17 protein-coding genes and 1 pseudogene are annotated in these 17,400 nt (G+C 56.5%); 3 read left to right on the forward strand and 15 right to left on the reverse strand.

Features of this window, described 5'->3' with window-relative positions:
* Positions 1-110 precede the first annotated feature (110 nt).
* Positions 111-1,520 carry an Acg family FMN-binding oxidoreductase gene (locus XX99_RS06395; RefSeq protein ID WP_156185826.1) on the reverse strand — a complete coding sequence of 470 codons (1,410 nt, stop codon included), beginning with the start codon at positions 1,518-1,520 and terminating at the stop codon, positions 111-113.
* 150 nt (positions 1,521-1,670) lie between these two features.
* On the opposite strand from XX99_RS06395, the gene XX99_RS28540 reads away from it, so the two are divergent.
* Positions 1,671-2,126, forward strand: coding sequence for an ATPase domain-containing protein (locus XX99_RS28540; protein WP_082125307.1), 456 nt, complete (start codon positions 1,671-1,673; stop codon positions 2,124-2,126).
* On the opposite strand, the gene XX99_RS06410 is transcribed toward XX99_RS28540, so the two are convergent.
* The 6 genes and pseudogenes from XX99_RS06410 to XX99_RS28545 all read right to left on the reverse strand — a co-directional run.
* Complete coding sequence (locus tag XX99_RS06410) at positions 2,022-3,173, reverse strand: NAD(P)-dependent oxidoreductase (protein WP_082125308.1); 1,152 nt, start codon at positions 3,171-3,173, stop codon at positions 2,022-2,024. The genes XX99_RS28540 and XX99_RS06410 overlap by 105 nt on opposite strands.
* 332 nt (positions 3,174-3,505) lie before the next feature.
* Positions 3,506-4,042, reverse strand: a complete 537-nt coding sequence (locus tag XX99_RS06415) for a DsbA family protein (RefSeq protein WP_050058565.1) — start codon at positions 4,040-4,042, stop codon at positions 3,506-3,508.
* A gap of 9 nt (positions 4,043-4,051) precedes the next feature.
* Positions 4,052-4,516: a redoxin domain-containing protein gene (locus tag XX99_RS06420; RefSeq protein ID WP_050058566.1), complete on the reverse strand. Its 465-nt coding sequence runs from the start codon at positions 4,514-4,516 to the stop codon at positions 4,052-4,054.
* An 82-nt stretch (positions 4,517-4,598) separates the two neighbouring features.
* Complete coding sequence (locus XX99_RS27095; RefSeq protein WP_156185827.1) at positions 4,599-5,282, reverse strand: hypothetical protein; 684 nt, start codon at positions 5,280-5,282, stop codon at positions 4,599-4,601.
* Between the two features lie 155 nt (positions 5,283-5,437).
* Positions 5,438-6,139 (reverse strand): substrate binding domain-containing protein, encoded by a 702-nt coding sequence (locus XX99_RS06435; protein WP_231581176.1) that lies wholly within the window; start codon positions 6,137-6,139, stop codon positions 5,438-5,440.
* A gap of 69 nt (positions 6,140-6,208) precedes the next feature.
* A pseudogene (locus XX99_RS28545) lies at positions 6,209-6,394 on the reverse strand (helix-turn-helix domain-containing protein); the annotation flags it as partial.
* Positions 6,395-6,700: 306 nt separating this feature from the next.
* On the opposite strand from XX99_RS28545, the gene XX99_RS06440 reads away from it, so the two are divergent.
* Positions 6,701-7,597, forward strand: a complete 897-nt coding sequence (locus tag XX99_RS06440) for an SDR family oxidoreductase (RefSeq protein ID WP_050058570.1) — start codon at positions 6,701-6,703, stop codon at positions 7,595-7,597.
* Positions 7,598-7,613: 16 nt separating this feature from the next.
* Positions 7,614-7,844: an alcohol dehydrogenase catalytic domain-containing protein gene (locus XX99_RS06445; protein WP_050058571.1), complete on the forward strand. Its 231-nt coding sequence runs from the start codon at positions 7,614-7,616 to the stop codon at positions 7,842-7,844.
* An 8-nt stretch (positions 7,845-7,852) separates the two neighbouring features.
* Here XX99_RS06445 and XX99_RS06450 read toward each other — a convergent pair whose 3' ends face one another.
* The 8 genes from XX99_RS06450 to XX99_RS06485 all read right to left on the reverse strand — a co-directional run bounded on the left by XX99_RS06450 (position 7,853) and on the right by XX99_RS06485 (position 17,361).
* Entirely contained in the window at positions 7,853-8,299 is a 447-nt protein-coding gene (locus XX99_RS06450; RefSeq protein ID WP_050058572.1) for a cytochrome c maturation protein CcmE, read from the reverse strand.
* A 193-nt stretch (positions 8,300-8,492) separates the two neighbouring features.
* Positions 8,493-9,857, reverse strand: a complete 1,365-nt coding sequence (locus XX99_RS06455; RefSeq protein ID WP_050058573.1) for a peptidase associated/transthyretin-like domain-containing protein — start codon at positions 9,855-9,857, stop codon at positions 8,493-8,495.
* Positions 9,854-10,129, reverse strand: coding sequence for a hypothetical protein (locus XX99_RS06460; protein WP_050058574.1), 276 nt, complete (start codon positions 10,127-10,129; stop codon positions 9,854-9,856). The genes XX99_RS06455 and XX99_RS06460 overlap by 4 nt, the downstream gene beginning before the upstream one ends.
* Entirely contained in the window at positions 10,126-10,587 is a 462-nt protein-coding gene (locus XX99_RS06465) for a cytochrome c-type biogenesis protein (protein WP_050058575.1), read from the reverse strand. Before XX99_RS06465 ends, XX99_RS06460 begins: the two co-directional genes overlap by 4 nt.
* Complete coding sequence (locus XX99_RS06470; protein ID WP_050058576.1) at positions 10,587-12,650, reverse strand: heme lyase CcmF/NrfE family subunit; 2,064 nt, start codon at positions 12,648-12,650, stop codon at positions 10,587-10,589. The genes XX99_RS06465 and XX99_RS06470 overlap by 1 nt, the downstream gene beginning before the upstream one ends.
* Positions 12,651-12,748: 98 nt before the next feature.
* Positions 12,749-14,188 carry a NapC/NirT family cytochrome c gene (locus XX99_RS06475; RefSeq protein ID WP_050058577.1) on the reverse strand — a complete coding sequence of 480 codons (1,440 nt, stop codon included), beginning with the start codon at positions 14,186-14,188 and terminating at the stop codon, positions 12,749-12,751.
* A gap of 8 nt (positions 14,189-14,196) precedes the next feature.
* Entirely contained in the window at positions 14,197-14,520 is a 324-nt protein-coding gene (locus XX99_RS06480; protein WP_050058578.1) for a c-type cytochrome, read from the reverse strand.
* Positions 14,521-14,763: 243 nt separating this feature from the next.
* Positions 14,764-17,361: a hypothetical protein gene (locus XX99_RS06485; protein WP_050058579.1), complete on the reverse strand. Its 2,598-nt coding sequence runs from the start codon at positions 17,359-17,361 to the stop codon at positions 14,764-14,766.
* Positions 17,362-17,400: the final 39 nt, after the last annotated feature.

Consider the following 17,400-nt stretch of genomic DNA (forward strand, 5'->3'; position numbering starts at 1 on the left):
TGCGACTTTGCGACAACTGACTGTAGAACCGTAGCTCACTTCCGGATTGCCGACGATATACCCGGGACCGTGTTGGCTGATAGAAACGGAGAACTCCTCTTGGGCTGGCGTCAAAGAACGACATTCTCAATTGGTCGACGCGGGCTGGCGTGGGCTGTCCAAGTCGGATAGCCCATATAGAAAACAAACGTGGGCTGCCATGCAGTGCTACCGATGACATCGCCAAGCAGGCCGGCTCGCGCTGCCTGTTTTTCGCGTGCTTTTTCGTGGTCTATCATTTCCACTGCCTCGTTGCAGGGTCGTCCGGCCACGCCGCGGGCAGTAGCCAGCAAATGCGCCCGCTGCCAAATCCTCCCCGCGCGCAGACAGTGCTCCCGGTCATAACGGTCAGGGACGGCAAGGATGCCAATCAGGGGCGCACTCAGCATTAGGTTCGAATACCCATTCTTCGGACTCCGTGACGCGGCCCAGCGCAGCATCGACAGAGGCATCATTTTCGCGATTCCAGTTGCAACAGGAGATAGCCCGAAGGCATCAATCGTAAGACCATCGCGAAATGTTTGCATCGAACTCCAGCTAGTTCTAATCCATCGTTCGCTGCCACGCTTAACCTCTGGGTCGGAATAGATTTCGTCATTCGCCGCGGAGCTGATGTCCACGATCCTTTTTCGCTCCGCCTCTTTCGTGAAGAGAAAAATCTCAACGCTTGGTTCGTTGCTGGCCAAGCGGCCCAGGGCGTCAACAAATTGGGGCGGGATCGGCTTTTCGGGACTATAGGCACTTCGATTCGTATGGCGCAGTGGGATCGAATCATATAATTCGCTTTCCTCGCGGTTGCCCGCAGCAAGATCTACATGCGCCAGAAGTTCCGGTTTGGAATCGGCCGGAATCGGCCCAAGCTTTCCTGGAAACAGCGTGAGAGTGGCTTGGTAGCCATTGGCGGCCGCAGCCAGCATCAGGTTCTCAAGAGCGCAGCCCATCCCGATGTGCTCTTCCCGCAGATAGGGATCGAGCGCGCCGACATTCCTCTTGGTGTCGATATACAACTCAATCGACGAGTTCGTCACCTTGAAGAGCCAAGGCTGCGTGTTGTGAGGGCTCGCCGCTAGGATCGCGGCGCGCACCAGAGCTAGAGTTCCTTCGTTAGAACCCTCGCGCCAGTCTCTCCAGGGTTCGTAGGCCGGTCCTTGCCCCACACTGAAAACGCCCTCATCGTAGGCACGCCAGACTCCACCGCCCACAACGACGACAGTAACAACTCCTGCCCCCTTCAGAAATGATCTGCGCTGCATAAAGCACCTCTCGATTGTTCCTCGAAGAGTAGGCGGTCGGGTAGTTTGAATCCCCAACGCATGAGACTCGATCTGACGCTCTCCATCCTTATTAATAGTGACGACAGGCTGCACGGAACCAGGCGCAATATCGTCGTCAGGGCCGAGATCGAGTTCATTGAGACCGGCAGTTACCGCAAAAGCGTCGGCAATGCGCTTCTTGTTGGATTTGCGGCGGTAGGGCCCCACATGAGCCTAGTGTATGCCAAAGAGACAAAAGAATAAGCTAGGAAAGACTATTGCCTGTAATCACTTAGCCATAGATTGCATAAGTAATGAGTCAAATCTCAGTTGACAGCGACCGGCAGGAGTAGGCGAACATAAAGCGAATACGCCAATATGTCTGCCTCCGCCACAATCCGCCTTCAGGTCGAAACCGCACTCGCCAAGCGAGTGCCTGCCGCCCTCACCCTGAAGATAAAGCAGGCCCCGGAACTTTTTTCAACGGGAATCGAAGAGGCTGATGCCGTCCTGGGAGGTGGCATTCCACGCGGAAGCATTACCGAGGTTGCAGGCGCGGCCTCGACAGGCAAGACATCTTTTGCGCTTTCTTCCATTGCCTCGATTACACAGTCCGGAGCGGCCTGCGCGTGGGTCGATGTGAGCGATGCGCTCTCACCCGAGTCGGCGGCGGCGGCAAACATCGTGCTCAAGACGAATCGACACGACGCCGCGGAACTGCTTTCCGGCTCAGGCTGCCGTCGATCGAGAGATTTGTTGCGAGAAATGCTCTCCGCTAGGAGATTTGCGCAAAGGCACTCTCGGCTTCCTCGGTTCATTGACGATGTACTCTGATTGCAACCCATTCCGATACCTGGCCAAGACCTCACCCAGGAACTTCGCAGTGCCATCAAGCATCAGGTCCGTAGACCCCGCGATATGTGGCGTAACAAAGATACGTGGCTCCATCAGCAGCGGGTTCCCATTGCTCACGGGCTCATCTTTCACCACATCCAACCCCGCCCCAAAGAGGTGCCCACTCTTCACCGCTGCCAGCAGAGCCGGTTCATCGACCAGGGTCCCCCGAGCTACATTGACCAACACCGCATCCTTCTTCATCGCGGTCAGCACCGTCCCGTCGATCATGTTTTCGTTTGCCTTCGTTCCCGGGATTGCCAGAATCAAGTAGTCTGCCTGCGCCGCTGCCACCTTCAACTCATCGTGTCCATATCCTCTAACTCCATTCGGCGCGTGTTCCGGATGGTTATCCACACCAGTCAAAATCATCCCGAATCCCCGGAGCCTTTCGATGAGCAAATCTCCGATTCCCCCCAAGCCCACAATGCAAGCGGTCTTACCGGAAAGCGCCCTATTCACTTCCAGCTTCTCCGACGGGCTCTGCGCGATGCCGTGTGTCAAGGCTAGTTCTTCATTCAGCCGGCGAGAGGCTGCAAGCATCAGGAGCACAGCAACTTCCGCCACTGACTCACCGTTGCCCGTCTTTGTCGTCGGAGCCGAGCCCACCCAGACACCGGCCTTCGTTGCTGCTTCAACGTCAACTTCTTCGTAACCTGCGGAGGCCATCTGAAGCAGACCAAGCTTCGTCTGAGCCTCTATCTCCTTGGAGTCGACCTTACCGAAAGCAATGATCACCTCCAGTTCTGTCGATGGCGCCTTATCGTCCGGCTGCCATGTCAAAAACTCGTCTTGCGAGTGTTCTGACTTAAGGCGCTTCAACATCTCCAGCGCAAATGAATTCTGCTTACCGAGATAACCAATCTTCATGACGACCTGACTCCTGTGCCGATACCGGCAAATAACTTTGGCAGCGTGTGCTTGTGTTCCAGCTGGAAGGAAGAGCCAGAGTAATTGAGTACAGCACACCCGCAACCGCTCACGCATGCCTAGGCATGTTCTTCTTACCTTGTTCTTCTAGCGAATGCTTTTCTGTGCAATCAAGCACACTTCTACGAAACCAAACAGTTCGTGTGCAATCTAGTGATAGGAGCAAGGGCGAACCGTGCCAATTATCTGGGATAGAGGACGGCAGTTCTTGCCTTGTATGCCTCGATCACACGTTTACTCCCTCAGCCTCGCAGCATCTGGAATGGAAAGGTCGATCACGAAGTAAGCTGGTATGGGGACATCGGGGCCGGTGCCATACAAAAGGGCGCGAACAAAACTCTCAAGCCTGCAAAAAATGAAGATGAGCGTGGGTCGATCGGGATTGTTCCCTAATCTCCATCCGAGATGAGGACCTGCTCCATAACAGCAGCGATGGATTCGAAATCGGTGGAAGCGTCATACCGGTCTCCGTTGAGGAAGAAGGTGGGCGTTCCGTTCACACCGCTTCGAACCCCGCCTGAGAAATCTGCGTCGATGCGCTTCTTATAAATGCCGCTCGACAACCCGTGTTGCACTTCTGACTCCTTCAATTCCAGCTCTTCGGACAGGGCACGGAAAGTGGCTTCGCCAAGGTTATCCTGATTCGCGAAGAGAAGATCATGCATTTCCCAGAACTTACCTTGAGTTGCTGCGAACTCGGCCAGCTCGGCCGCAGCCTCAGCCCAAGGGTGAATTTCACGCAAGGGGAAGTTGCGAAAGACGAAGGAGAGTTGATCCCCGAAACGCTTTTGCAGTTGGTGGATGACCGGCTGGACGCTTCCACATGATGGGCACTCGTAGTCGCCATACTCCACCAGATTGCAGGCTACACTCAGGTCGCCCTGAATATGATCGTGCTTTGTAACAGGGATAGCGAGCTTGCTCATTTCGTTCTCCTATTTGGGTAGTGCTTCAAGCGCCTGCAAAATCCCATCCGCTCCGGGGCTCACTGCAACTGGGGAGCAATAACTCCAGGCAATGACTCCGTTTCCGTCGATGACGAAGAGCGCCCGTTCGCAAACGCCGTCGGCCTCTCGGTACGCACCATAAGCGCGGGCCGTCACGCCTTTGGGCTCGAAATCGGAAAGTAGGGGAAAGTGCAGATGCTTATGCTTGGCAAAGGCATCGTGGCACCAGGCACCGTCCACAGATATCGCCACGAGTGCCGCCTTGTACTTCAGCAATTCGGGCAGGATCTCGTTAAAGACGCTGAGTTCGTCCCCACAGACCGGACTCCAATCTGCGGGATAGAACACAAGAACTACTGGCTTTCCTCGCAGCTCGTTCAGCGAGAGCTTTTGGTCTGGCGTTACATGAAGGCTGAACTCTGGCGCTGTCGTGCCCGCGGTGAGGATTGGCATGGTTGCTCCATTTTGCTCCGTGTCGGTTTTGCGAACGTGGTCGATTCGTCGCTTCGCCTGGCAAGGCGCCGATCGCTCTCGACTACACAACTACAATCATGTGGCGCTTTGCGATGGCTTCAATCTCTGGTTCAGTCAAGGCGGATAGATCGGCTGTTTCTGTTGCGATGACATGCCGGGAGATGTTGTGGTGATGTGTCTTCAAATACTCAATTAAGGAATCCACCGCACTACTCTTGCCTGTTCCATGCCCGATGAGCACGATCTCATTTGCTGGCAAAAGGTCTTTGGCCACTTCTTCATAAAAGGATGTCTCTTCCGGAACCCTGTCGCCCTTGTAGTGAGCTTCCTTCCGGTGGATCAGGTGATGGTGAAAGCCGAAGGGATCGTAGGGAAGAACTGTGTCTTCAGCCACGGGAACCTTTCTGTTGAAGTCCTGATACACGTGTGCCGCGTGATGGTCAATCACGACGACCATGCGGCAGGGTTGGCCAGGTTCGCCAGCCACTCGAGTCGGCCCCGCCTCTCTGAGAAACTTCCGAAGTCGAGAGACTTCCTCAACGTCGAGTTCATGGGTGTGCGGCTGCTTGAAAAATGCTCGCTGTGTCCCGACGACAAAAACGAATTCATCGCTTCCGTGGGGCTGGACCTCGCCAATTTGCCCGATCAGTTCAACGGTGTCCGCCCAACTCAAATTCCGAGGCAGTTTTCCAGTGAGGAGGCTTGTGTGGAGAAGATCGAGATCGTGTCGTATTGGGGTGGCCATCCCCTCAGCATGGCACCGCGCAGGAGGGATGACTGTATCGGTTTGATCACTTAATGGCAACCTTCGGCAGCAGCTCATGACGGCGAGTGCGCTCAAGCCGTTTACTGCCTTGACCTCGCGGAGCCGTCAGGCGAGTAACGCTCTGGCTCGCTTGCTCAAGGTCCAGACGTGGGGGAAAGCGTCAGGTCTGTAAAGCATCCCTTTGCGCGACCATATTTCACTCGTGGGTCGCGGTCCGTTCCAATGTATTCAGCAAGAAAGTCGAGAAGCCCTTCCACTTTTGGCGTGAGTCGAGAGGAACCGGAGAAGAGCGCACACAATGTGATCGGCTCCGGCCTCCACAAGGGAAGAATCGGAACCAGTCCACTTCTGTTATTCGGGTGCTTCGCCATCCACAACGGCAGAACGGTGATGCCGAGACCATCCAGGGCAAACGCCAGATTGACGCCGGGATCGCTCGTTACGACGTGAAATGCAATGTTCGGACTGACCTCTTTACGTCCGCGGGACAGCTTCCAGACTCCGGAGCCCGCGCACCGATGGGCGGCGAGTTCGTCGGGTTTGGCCGGGCTGCCGGCCGCGTTCACGTATCCCGGGCTCGCGAACAGCCCTCGGGCCGTCCCAGGATAGGAACGGACCCGACGTACGGAGTCCTTCGGCGCCTTGAGTTTGAAGAACACGTCCACGTCTTCACGGGGTTCCTGGTCCCAGCCGAAAGAGTATGGCTCAATTTCCATTCTCAGTGACGGAAAGCGAGCGATGAAGTCCTTAAGCAGGGGCGCGAGTATCTCGCGAGCCATGGTCAACGGGCAAGCAATCTTGATAATGCCACTTGGGTTAGCGCGGCGAGCCTCCAACAGCTCCCCTCCATCATGGATCGTGCGTAAAGCACGTCTGCAGGAGAGGAGATACTCCCTCCCTGCGTCCGTCAAAACCAATCCTTTCGCACCCCTCCGAGCGAGAAGAACGCCCAGGTGTTTTTCGAGACGAGTGAGCGATCTGCTGATTGTCGACGCCGGTTGATGCAGTGCCTTCGCGGCAGCGCTCAGTGTTCCTGCCTGCGCGGCGATGACAAACGTCCGGACATCATTCAGATCAACATGATCGGGCATAGCGTGTGCAGATTGTTGAAATTAGTCCCCCAAAAACTAGCGTTTCTTTGGGTGAACAGTCTCGGCCGTTCAGAAGTCTACAAACGAGGCGCGCTTCGATTCTGTATTGGAGAGACCACACGATCATTATCGTTCATTGCGCTGGTGCAAAGCAGCTTTGCGTGTATCAAGGGTTCCACATGCCATCGTATCGCATCTCTCCTATAGAAGAGATGCTTTCACCTGATCTCTAGCGAGCGACTTACGCGGAATCTCTAGAAGCAACAATCCTGAGATAAACCATTCAGGAAGAAAGCGACAAAGACGATGAAAGTTTTGGTAACCGGAGCGACGGGAAATGTGGGTTCTGCGGTGGTCGCGGAACTCTTGAAGCAGGGTGCACAGGTCCGCGCGTTGACTCGCAAAGCGGACGTAGCCAAGAAGTTTCCGGCAACTGTTGAGGTTGTCCTCGGCGATTTGCTTGATCCCGTGTCGGTAGAGCAGGCAATGCAAGGTGTGGATAAGCTGTTCCTGGTGAATGCGGTCACTGCGGATGAACTGACGCAGGCGCTGATCACCTTTGGTCTCGCCAGGCGCTTGAAACTCAAACACATGACGTACCTCTCGGTATTCAAGGTGGAGCAGTTCCGGGACGTGCCTCACTTTGCGTCCAAGCTAGCCGTCGAGAATGCGCTGCGTGAATTCGGGGTGCCTCACACCATCCTGCGCCCTGGCTATTACATTCAAAATGACGCGACACTGAAAGCTGCCCTGACCGGACCGGGCATCTATCCAATGCCGATCGGGACGGCCGGTATCGCTGCCGTGGATATTCGCGACATCGCGGAAGCTGGTGCGATTTCACTTACCACAGACGGACACGATGGCCAGACCTACGACCTCGTCGGACCCACGTTGATCAACGGCCCAGGCAACGCTGAAATATGGGGCAAGCTGCTGGGTAAAAACATCGAATACACCGGTCATAACTTCGACCAGTGGGAACAGACGATGCGCGGCAAAGTGCCAGCCTGGATGGCATTCGACCTCCGCATGATGTTCCAGGGATACTTTGATCGCGGATTCGCTTCCACGGAGACAGAGGTCACGCGGATCACGAAGCTTCTCGGCCACGCACCTCGTAGCTATGAGCAGTTTGCGGCAGATACCGTCCAGCTTTGGAAGTCAGAAGTGTCAACAAGCCACGAGCTAGTGACTGCATAGGAACAGGACAAACGAGATGAAAGCCCTTCGCTTTCACGGGTACGGCGGCACACTACAGCTCGAAGAGATACAGTCACCGATAGCCGCAGCTGGTCAGGTAGTCGTTCGCAATCGGGCGACGAGCTTAAATCCCGATCCACTGCGCGCTTCGGGAGTCATGCGGCAGGTCTTCCCACTCCAGTTTCCGTGGACGCCGGGCGGCGATGGGTCTGGCATCGTCGAGAGCGTCGGCGAAGGTGCAAGCTGAGAAATTTCCTACTGCGATGCGGCCAGAGGCGTCAGGGATGCAGTGCTGGCGCCAGGCTTGTTGGCCGGCGCGTACTTCGAGGCGCACTTTGCTTGGAGCTGCGTAGCCTGGAAGACTCCGTCCCGGCCGAGAGTACCGATCGCGAGCGCCTGGGCATCGTCCTTGAATGTGTCGGGAGGGGGATCGTCGCCGAGATAGTTCACGGTGAGCCTATGCCCCTGTTCGACCAGTACGAAGTTCACTTTGCTGCCGCTGCGCTCAACGGAACCTGGAGCTACGTTGCCGGCGACTCGCAGATGACGCGTATATGCCTTGCTGCCCATAGCTCGCATCTCCCCAATAGTCACGTAATAGCTCTTATTCGATTTCGCTCCGGAGACCGCCAGGTAAACAACGGTGCCCAGGATAATGACTACCGCGGCTGCAACCCGCAGAGTTTGCGAGTTTCTCTTCATATCATTCTCCTTCCCCAAAAGCTAAGAGCGTGGACCATCCGACATAACAAGGCTGTGATTCGCCGAGGTTCGTCCTGCGGCAACCTCATTGCAGCTTTGCGCGTGCGGGAAGCGCGCATCTGTTGCAGCCGGTCCATCCTCAAGCTCGTGTGTAAGCGGCCTTCATTCGCTCTGTGAGAGGTACTCACCGGTTTCATGTCGAAGCCTCAAGCGGCCCTGCACCCTCAGGAGGCGCCTCAGCTGTGATCGTCGGTTCGTTCTGAGAAGGCGGTGAGGAGTATCGAACCAGAGCGCGCTTGAGAACCGTCTCGAACGCAGCTTTCTGCTCCCGATACTCTGTTTCTGTCAGCTTTCCTTCCAATCTCTCGGTTTCGAGCGCGAAGAGTTCCTCTTTGAGCACAGCAAGCCAGATCCCTCGCGTGGTAACTGCAGGAGGCGGAGAGGATGGCTCAGAAGTCCGGGCCGTTCGAGTGTCTGACGGCTTCGTGCGCAGCATAATCGCCGCCGCTATCACTAAAAGCAGACCGAGGCCGCTCAACATCCACCATTTGTATTTGTTCAACGGGTCGGGGGTGTCAATCGGCGCTCCCAATCCAATGCCAGGCCGCGTGTCAGCCGCAGGTCCTGCCGCGGCTGGAGTCGCCTGCGCTTCATCATTCTGTCCTTGTGGTGCGTCCTTCGGCAGAACGCCATCGCCCGATACGGTAAAGGCGAGCGACTGTGAGGGCTGTACATTCTTTGCCAGCAACGTCTGGGTGTTAGGGTCGCCGCTGCTCATTGGTTGAAAAGGGGTCGCGCTTCCGACCGTGAAACTCATGCTTTTTGGTAACACGACGGCCAGGTTCGCTGTGGGCAACGATACGCGCGTCTCAAACGTGTAGGTGCCGTTGTAGGGAAGGTCGTAACTCACCTGAAAACGCGTCTCGCCAGGACGCAGCGGGAAGATGAAGGAGTACTGTCCCTTATCGCCGTCTGGTATGGGATGCGCCGCGACTGGCATTCCTCCGGGTCCCATGGCCACGGCCGCCTCGATCTGCGCGCCTGCCGGAAGATTGATCTCATATGCCTTCGAACTGAACTGGGTGCGCGGAGGGCTGGACGCGTTGCTGACGAAATAGGTTTCCACTATCTGCAGGCTTTGCTGGTCGGTCTCGATCCTCCGCATATCCGCTTCTGTCGTCACACCCTCGACCTTCGCCGCGACATCGTATACATCCACATCTGCGTGAGTCGTTCCGGAAGGGAGCGGCGAGAAGTATGCGGCTTTCTGATGGTCGACGCGAATCAGGTGCATACCTGCGTCGGGTAGCTCGATGCTGTAGCGGCCAGCGGCATCCGTCCGGGCGCGTGCGATCTCCTGCATGCTTTGCGTCAACGCGATCAGGACGACATCATCGCCTGCGTCCGGCTTGTTGGTTGTCTTGTTTCGTACCGTTCCCGTAACGGTAGCGGCGAAGCACAAACACGGAGCGGCAAGCAGGCACGCGAGGAGAACTCCGGCACAAACGAACAGACGGCGCGGATTGCTGAGAACGAAATGTTTCGCGGCTGGCATCATGGACTCTTCGCATCTTCCAGATCATGGATTTCCGCAACGACGGTTGCGGCTTCATTTTCGAGCGTCGCCCGCTGCGCCACGTAGTCTTCTTCGGGATACTTTCCGGCGCGGTATTCAAAGTTGAGATCACGCAGGTTGTCGTACAAAACCTCCCGGCGCTCCCGTAGAAATTCCAGCCACGATTTGACTTTTTGGGTTTCAACCAGATGGGCGGGATAGAAGACATAGGCAAAGGCACCGATCAGCATCAATGCGCTGGCAATCGTGCTCATAGTTCCGTCTCCTTCCGAATCTGGTCACGAATCTGGATGAGAGCGGGAGTCCCCGGCTCTGCCGGCGTTGCGACAGTGTGTAGTCTCCACTTGCGGACTAGTATGACGATCGCGGCAATTCCCAGCAGGAGAACCAGGGGAGGCGCGAACCACGCTGCATCATTGAAACGCGTGAACATGGGCGCCGCCAGCACGGTCGGTCCATATTCCGCCTGAAACGCTTTGAGGATCGGGGTGTTGGCATCTCCTCGGCTCACGTCAACGCGAAGTTCGGCCAGCATCTGATGCGAATCCGGACAGCCTACGTGATTGCACCCCATCAGGACCTGGTTACAGCCACAGACGCACATCATGCTATGGCCAAGGGCGTTGTAGCGAGCAGCGGTATCCGAAGCTCCCGTCGAGACGAGGACCAGCAGGGCGACAAGGCCCATCTGCGAAAGTCGCAAGAGGCGCATCAGTCTCCACCCCGGCTTGAAATTGCGCTCTGGGCCAGCCCAGACAAGGCGGCAGGAACGCGGCTGCGATTGAGTGCGAATTCGGCGGCCATGTTCGGCATGAGCGCAACGCAGGTTCCGAAAGCGACGATACCCACGCCAATCCATATCCAGGCCACCAGAGGGTTCAGGAACACTTTGATGATCGGATGTTGGCTATCCGGGTCCCTGCCGGCATAGACCACGTAGAGATCCCACGCTAGTGTGGAGTGGTTCGCAACGATCGTCGATGTCTGCTGGCTGGCCGCATAGAAACGTTTTTCCGGAGCAAGCTGCATGACCTTCCTGCTGCCGCGGTAAACGTCGAGCAGAGCATACTCGCTGTCGTAGTTAAGGTTTGAGTCCTGCGAATAGTCGAGGCACTCCAGCCGGTATGGCCCTATCGTCATGCTCTGGCGGAAGTTCATCTCCTGTTCTTTGCTTTGATTGAAGGCGGAGCCGGCAAAGCCGATAAAGATGACGACCACGCCGAAGTGGACCAGGTATCCGCCATAGCGGCGCGTGTTGCGGCGCGTGAGCTGCACCATGGAAGCCAACAGGTTCTGGCCCGTGTGGCGGCGGATGACGCCTGCACCCCGCAAAAATTCCGATCCGACAGCGGTCGCCACAAAAGCGGCAAGCACCCAGGTAACGAGCGCGTAGAAGGCGCCCTGGTCCTGCCATGGACGCTCCCCGAGAATAACCAGAACCAGGGCAGTGAGACCGGCTGCTGCCATTGGTACGATGAAGTTTTTACGGATGCTCCTGAAAGAGGAGCTGCGCCAGGCCAGCAGGGGACCGATACCGGTGAGGAAGAGCAGGAACAATCCGATGGGTATGGCCACGCGATTGTAGAAGGGGGCGCCTACGGTAACTTTATTGCCCTGGACAAATTCCGAAAGCACGGGAAAGAGCGTGCCCCACAGTATTGTGAAGCAAGCCGTCAGCAGCACCAGATTATTGAACAGGAAGCTCGACTCGCGGGAGACCAGCGACTCCAGCTTATGTTCGCTTTTAAGGTGATCACGTTGCAGGATGTAGGTGAAGAGACAGACCGCGAACACGAGGACGAGGAAGGCCCAGAACCAAGTGCCGATCGACGACTGAGCAAACGCGTGTACAGAGCTGACCAGGCCGGAACGCGTGAGCAGCGTGCCGAGAATGGAAAGCATAAAGGTTGAAAAGATCAACCAGATGTTCCAGTGCTTCATCATGCCCCGTTTTTCCTGCATCATGACCGAATGCAGGAATGCGGTGCCGGTGAGCCATGGCATCAGGGAAGCATTCTCGACAGGATCCCAACCCCAGTAGCCGCCCCAGCCGAGCACGGCATACGCCCAGTGCATGCCGAGAAAGATGCCGCATGTAAGGAAGAGCCAGGTCACCATGGTCCAGCGGCGGGTGATGTGGATCCATTTCTCGCCGGGGTAGCGCATCATCAAGGCGCCGAGTGCGAACGCGAAGGGCACGCTGAATCCGACATAACCCAGATAGAGCATCGGAGGATGGATGACCATTTCCGGGTATTGGAGCAGGGGATTGAGTCCAAAACCGTCCTGCGGAATAGCCCCTGCAACCAGCGCAAACGGGGGCGCAGCAAAGTTCAGCAGGAGTAAAAAGAAGACTTGGATTCCAGACAGAATCATCGAAGCATAGGCGGTCAATCGCACATCGACTTTGTGCCTTACCCTGAGCACAAACTCGTAGGCTGCCAGCAGCCACGCCCACAACAACAAAGAGCCTTCCTGTCCGGACCAGAGCGCGGCGAACTTGTAAGCGCCCGGCAACGCTCGGTTCGAGTGATGCAGGATGTAAGCAACGGAGAAGTCGTTGGCGAACGCCGCCCAGACCAAGGCGAAGGCCGCTCCGCTCACGATGAAGAAGCTCGCAATGCCCGCTCGTCTTGCCGTTTCCAGCAAACGTTCCGGAGAGATGCGCCCTCCAGATTCAGTGGAGAGCTGACGGAGCGCGACAGCGCCTGCGCAGAGGTTATAAGCGCAAAGAGCAAGTGCGAGCAGGAGAGCGAAACTGCCAAATGCCGGCATCGTCTAGGTTTGCCCTCCTTGCCTTCTCCTGCTACTAGTCTCTGGTTCTCATCCACGCCCTCCGAATCGCTCTGAACACGTGTGATCGCTGTCGGCGCCTAGTGCATGCCAAGGTCAGCCAGTTGCTTTGGATTAGGTTCATCCACCGCCAGCAAATTGTGGCAAACGGAGCAGTCATTGGTGACACTGGTGACGCTCTTCCCATTTTTGGCGTTGTGATTGCCGTCGTGGCAGCGGAAGCACCCGGGATAGTCGTTGTGCCCGATGTTGTTGGGGTGTGTTCCCCATGTGACCTTCATGAAGGGAAAGACATTCCTGCTGTAAATCGCGACCAGTGTTTTCGCAGCCTGATCGATCTGTGCCCGTTGACCGTTCCATATCTGCGGATATTGCGAGCGATAGTAGCTTTCGAGTCCGGCAGTGATCTTTGAGGCGGCCTCTTGCTGCGATGTGTAACTCGCCTTCATCAGGACAAGTCCCTGCTTGTGCACAAAGGGTAAGGATGCGCTTGGGCTGCCCTCCGCCATATCCTTGTTGAGCGCTTTTTCGGGCGTGTCGAAGGAATGGGCTGCCCGGTTGTGGCAGTCGATACAATCCATGATGTGCTTTTCGCCGGCAACGGGTCCTTTTGCGTCCGCTGAGACGAATTCCGTTACGGAGCCGTCGTCATTCGTTTTGCCTACCCAGGGAATCGTCTGATGGTTTGAATCCGTGGAGATGTATTCGATATGACCCAGATGGGCGCCGTGAATTCCGCTGAGATGGCCGAACTGGTCGCGTCCGCCCACGTGCAGCAAAACAAGCGTCCGCGTCATCGAGTTCTTTTCGTCATCGCCGTAGGAGGTTTCTACCAGAAGTTTGTCGCCGATCTCTTTATCCGCGTTATGGCAATTCAGGCAGGTCGTCCGTGCGGGAGGGAGTTTGTCTCCCGCCATAATAGGCCTGGGATAGTCGTGCGCGACTACCATCAGAAGCTGTTTTGTCCCGTTGACTTTGGCGTGCACGAACCCGGGGATGCCCGCGGCAATATGGCATTCCGTGCAGGCTACGCCGGCATGAGAGGAGACAGGATAGGCGCCCCACTCGGGAGCCATGACGTGGCAGGCCTGCCCACAAAAATTTGGCGTATCCATATAGGCGACGCCTCGATAGCTCGCGGTGCCTACAATGACGAAGTTGATGAAAGTGGCGATCACGACAAATTCGATCCCGTGCCGAAACACAGGGTCGCCAAGATCGATCTCCGGATAAATGGAAGGCAGTTCTCCGGCGGCTTTCAGACGGCTGCGTCTCCACAAAATGCCGATGGGAATGAGAACCAGTCCCAGAACAAAAAGTCCGGGCAGGATCAGGTCGAAGATGATGCCAAGATAGGGATTATTGGATCCCCCGTGCCCGAGGAACTCCACGACCCAGAAGCCGATCAGAACGAGGGCCGAAGCGGTGGTCAGGGCCCCGCCGATAAGGCTTATTGGATTATTTCCATAGAAGAGAAAGGGTCGAAGCCAATTCTTCTTGAATTGATCGAAGTTTGCCATCCTGACCTCTATTTCTTCTGTAACGTCCGGATGTAGGCAACGACGTCCTTGATTTGTGGGTCAGTGAGCTTACCTGCGTAGGCCGGCATCTTTCCTTTCCCGTTCTTTGTAGCGGCGATCAGATCCACATCCGACATCTTCACGATATCCGCGGAGCTGAGAGACGGCACCTGCATGGATTTTCCGGCAGGGGTATTTCCCGAACCATCCGCTGCGTGACACATCATGCACTTGCTCTTGTAGGTATCCGCACCCGAAGCCTGTGCGAATCCCGTTGTCGCCGTAAACGCCGCCACAATGGCGACAGCCGTCAGTATCAATCCATTTTTCATTGTCCGGTCTCCCTCTCAACTTCGATATGCCCATTCGCCGAGATCATCATGAATGCTCGTGGGCCATCTCATTGGTGCAACAAGCTGATGCTTCCTATCTCTTTTGCAGCGTAGGGATATAGGCAATTGCGCACTTTGGTCTGCCTATCCCTGAGTTACCTTCATACGAACGCATTCCTGGCAATCGCCATCGATCTGATTGGGTTGTCAATTGCCGGCCTCCTTTTTCGCTTTGTTTCCAGATCAAAACTCATAGTGCATTCCAAGGGTCACATTATTCGCGTGGAAGTTCCGGGGCGCGGTCTCACCGGCAGGCGAGATAGTTAAACCGGTCTGAAGACCGGCCAATGTAGGAGAGTTGCAGGGAACAACAGGCGCCGGAGACGAAGGTGTGGGGTTGGAAGTGCTGCAGAAGGGTGCGCCGGAAGGACCACCCTCGCCGTAGCCATAGAAATTGTATTCTGCTCTCCAAATCCAACCCTTCCGAACCGTCCATGCAACTCGCACATAGGGAGACTGATACGTAGAGACCAGCGAGCCGTTGACATCCCGCGCGTCGTTGAAGAACCGGCTACCGCTCACGGAGCTGATGCGATAGCCAATACTGGAGTGGATTCGGTTGATAGGGGAGATACTGAGAGCCACTGATCCGTACTGCGTAGGAGCATCCATGAAGTCCCTGACCGGTCCGAACTCATAGTAGGTGGTCCCCCTTACCGTTGCGCCGGGGCACGCCGTACCACTGGCCGAAGCGGCGCCAGGCAGAGTGCTGGTGGCGGCGGCGTCATAGCAGATGTTGGTCGAGGCATAGACATCGCTATAGGCGTAATTGAAATCGAACCCATAGCGGTCATTCGGAACCAGCTGTCCACCTATGCTCACAACGCGGCTGTGATCGACGTGACCGATCGGCCCGGCGTAGGCGACATCGCCTGCTGCGACGGCGCTCTGGTTGTTGTTCGTGTTGTTATGCCGTTCCCGGTCGTTAAAGGCGCCAGTGAAAGTCATCCATGGCTTTGGCTTAAACATGGTATGCACTCTGTACTGCTGCGTTTGCCGTGCGTTGACCGGGGTGAATGCGTTGTCGGCATAGAGCAGCTCGAGGCTGCCATTGACATCCCAACGGCTGCTGGGACGCAGGGCAACGTTGAAGATACCGCCGTTTTCATGAATGGTGACTGTTCCGTTTGTATCTTCGCCCACAGCCAATGGCTCGCTATGAGGAATGCCCTGGCCGATGGTCTGCAAGCGGTAGCGGTAGGTGAGCGAGAGCGTGGCACCAGACCAGCCATCCCAGGTCGCCGTCAGGTCATTGGTCAGGAGCTTCTGGCCAAAGTAGTCAGGCAGCGGGGTACCGTTGGGGCTGCCCTCAACAGTGACAGTTCCAGGGGTCAGCGGACCTGAGTAGTTGATGGTTTCATTTGGATTCGCGGGAGTATTTGCAGTGATCCCTTTCGAGATGTTGGCCGTGCCGGGCTGCTGCACGTTGGAGTACTCAAACTGATCGGAGAAACTAACCTTCTCACTAGCATCCCAGTCGATGCCGTAGTCGACAGCGGTTACCTCCCGCCTGGCCGTCGCTTTGCCCGTAAAGGTCGTAGAGCGAATCGTCCCATCCAGGCCCTGGAAATTCTCGTAGTAATTGGGGAGGTTCATATTTGCGTTGGTGTAGCGAACATCCCCGTTCATAGCGACATTCTTAATGCTTGAGCTTTGGAACCGGAAAATCTCTGTGGGGTAGAGAATGCGCGTCGGCTGTGAGCGCAGGTAACTTGTCGCCACATTGCAAGCTGGATTGATGATTGGCCGCCCGCCTGGGGTTTGCGGCGCCGAGAGGATCGTGTAGGCCGTTGCGTTGGTGTATGCACTGCCCATGCTGCCGGTATTGCAGGCGCTGATACCGTAAGGGGTCAGGCTGTCCCAGTTGCCAAGGGACACCGACGTTCCGTCCGCCTCCTGCGCCAGGAAGCTGCCCGGAGCCAGAGAAAAATAGGAGTCTTCCTTGATGTGGTCGACTACCTCTTCAAAGGTTAGCTTTGTGTTCCGGGCGGGCTTCCAGTCGATCGCTCCCACAAAATCGTCGGTGCTGTTGCGCTGATATTCCTCAAGAAGAGCGTCGTAGGCTCCGACAGATTCACCGGGACTCAGGCTCGGTCCTTCCATCACATTCTGCGAATACCCCACACGATACGTCACTTTCGACAGCGGAAAGATCGTGAGGCTGGTGTCCGTCATACGACGTACTGTGTTGTACAGGAACGGCGATTGTTGAGCCTGCGGCCAAGCCAGCGAGCCCGTTGGCGCATTGGACGGCCCGATCGGAATTGACTGCCCCGAGGGGATGTTGGGGTTGCCCAGCAGGTTGTAATCAAAGTACTGACGGTCGCGGCGGAACGTTCCTGAGAATTCATAGAGCTTCCCCTTGTAGAACTCCAGCGTGGAGAAGTTGTTCGGATCGCCGCCGAAGCCGGTGGTGAAGGCCTTGAGGGAATCGACAAGGGTCTGCTTTTTGCCCGGGAGCGCGTGCAACTCAAAGGTCTCGCCAAGCACGCGTGGCCCGGACTGCATATTGATCAGCGTGTCGTACATAGCCCCGCTGCCTGTGATGTTGGCCATGTGCCCACCCATCTCGACGGTCTCGTGGAGCGTATATCCATTCGGGACAACAGGCGCTGTACTCGGCGCCGGAACCGGAGCGACCGGCGTCGGAATCTGAGCGGCAGCTACGCCCGTGATCATTAGGAACATGGCGATTCCAGTGCCCTCGGCGATACGCCAGGCCACCGGTGGAGAGGGTCGTTGATTGGACAGCCAGGAAAACCAGCCTGTCTTCTTCATCATGAAGCCTCACTTGAAAAACTCCGCCACATTGAAACCTTT

Source organism: Silvibacterium bohemicum (genome assembly GCF_001006305.1).
Classification (GTDB): Bacteria; Acidobacteriota; Terriglobia; order Terriglobales; family Acidobacteriaceae; genus Silvibacterium; species Silvibacterium bohemicum.

Excerpts from the sequence above, each read along its gene's own strand:
- XX99_RS06420 (WP_050058566.1), bottom strand. The coding sequence starts at position 4,516 with ATGCCAATCCTCACCGCGGGCACGACAGCGCCAGAGTTCAGCCTTCAT.
- XX99_RS06460 (WP_050058574.1), bottom strand. The coding sequence starts at position 10,129 with ATGAGCACGATTGCCAGCGCATTGATGCTGATCGGTGCCTTTGCCTAT.
- XX99_RS06475 (WP_050058577.1), bottom strand. The coding sequence starts at position 14,188 with ATGGCAAACTTCGATCAATTCAAGAAGAATTGGCTTCGACCCTTTCTC.
- XX99_RS06415 (WP_050058565.1), bottom strand. The coding sequence starts at position 4,042 with ATGAGCAAGCTCGCTATCCCTGTTACAAAGCACGATCATATTCAGGGC.
- XX99_RS06410 (WP_082125308.1), bottom strand. The coding sequence starts at position 3,173 with ATGCGTGAGCGGTTGCGGGTGTGCTGTACTCAATTACTCTGGCTCTTC.
- XX99_RS06445 (WP_050058571.1), top strand. The coding sequence starts at position 7,614 with ATGAAAGCCCTTCGCTTTCACGGGTACGGCGGCACACTACAGCTCGAA.
- XX99_RS06480 (WP_050058578.1), bottom strand. The coding sequence starts at position 14,520 with ATGAAAAATGGATTGATACTGACGGCTGTCGCCATTGTGGCGGCGTTT.
- XX99_RS06450 (WP_050058572.1), bottom strand. The coding sequence starts at position 8,299 with ATGAAGAGAAACTCGCAAACTCTGCGGGTTGCAGCCGCGGTAGTCATT.
- XX99_RS06465 (WP_050058575.1), bottom strand. The coding sequence starts at position 10,587 with ATGCGCCTCTTGCGACTTTCGCAGATGGGCCTTGTCGCCCTGCTGGTC.
- XX99_RS28540 (WP_082125307.1), top strand. The coding sequence starts at position 1,671 with ATGTCTGCCTCCGCCACAATCCGCCTTCAGGTCGAAACCGCACTCGCC.
- XX99_RS06470 (WP_050058576.1), bottom strand. The coding sequence starts at position 12,650 with ATGCCGGCATTTGGCAGTTTCGCTCTCCTGCTCGCACTTGCTCTTTGC.
- XX99_RS06455 (WP_050058573.1), bottom strand. The coding sequence starts at position 9,857 with ATGATGCCAGCCGCGAAACATTTCGTTCTCAGCAATCCGCGCCGTCTG.
- XX99_RS06440 (WP_050058570.1), top strand. The coding sequence starts at position 6,701 with ATGAAAGTTTTGGTAACCGGAGCGACGGGAAATGTGGGTTCTGCGGTG.
- XX99_RS06485 (WP_050058579.1), bottom strand. The coding sequence starts at position 17,361 with ATGATGAAGAAGACAGGCTGGTTTTCCTGGCTGTCCAATCAACGACCC.
- XX99_RS27095 (WP_156185827.1), bottom strand. The coding sequence starts at position 5,282 with ATGGCCACCCCAATACGACACGATCTCGATCTTCTCCACACAAGCCTC.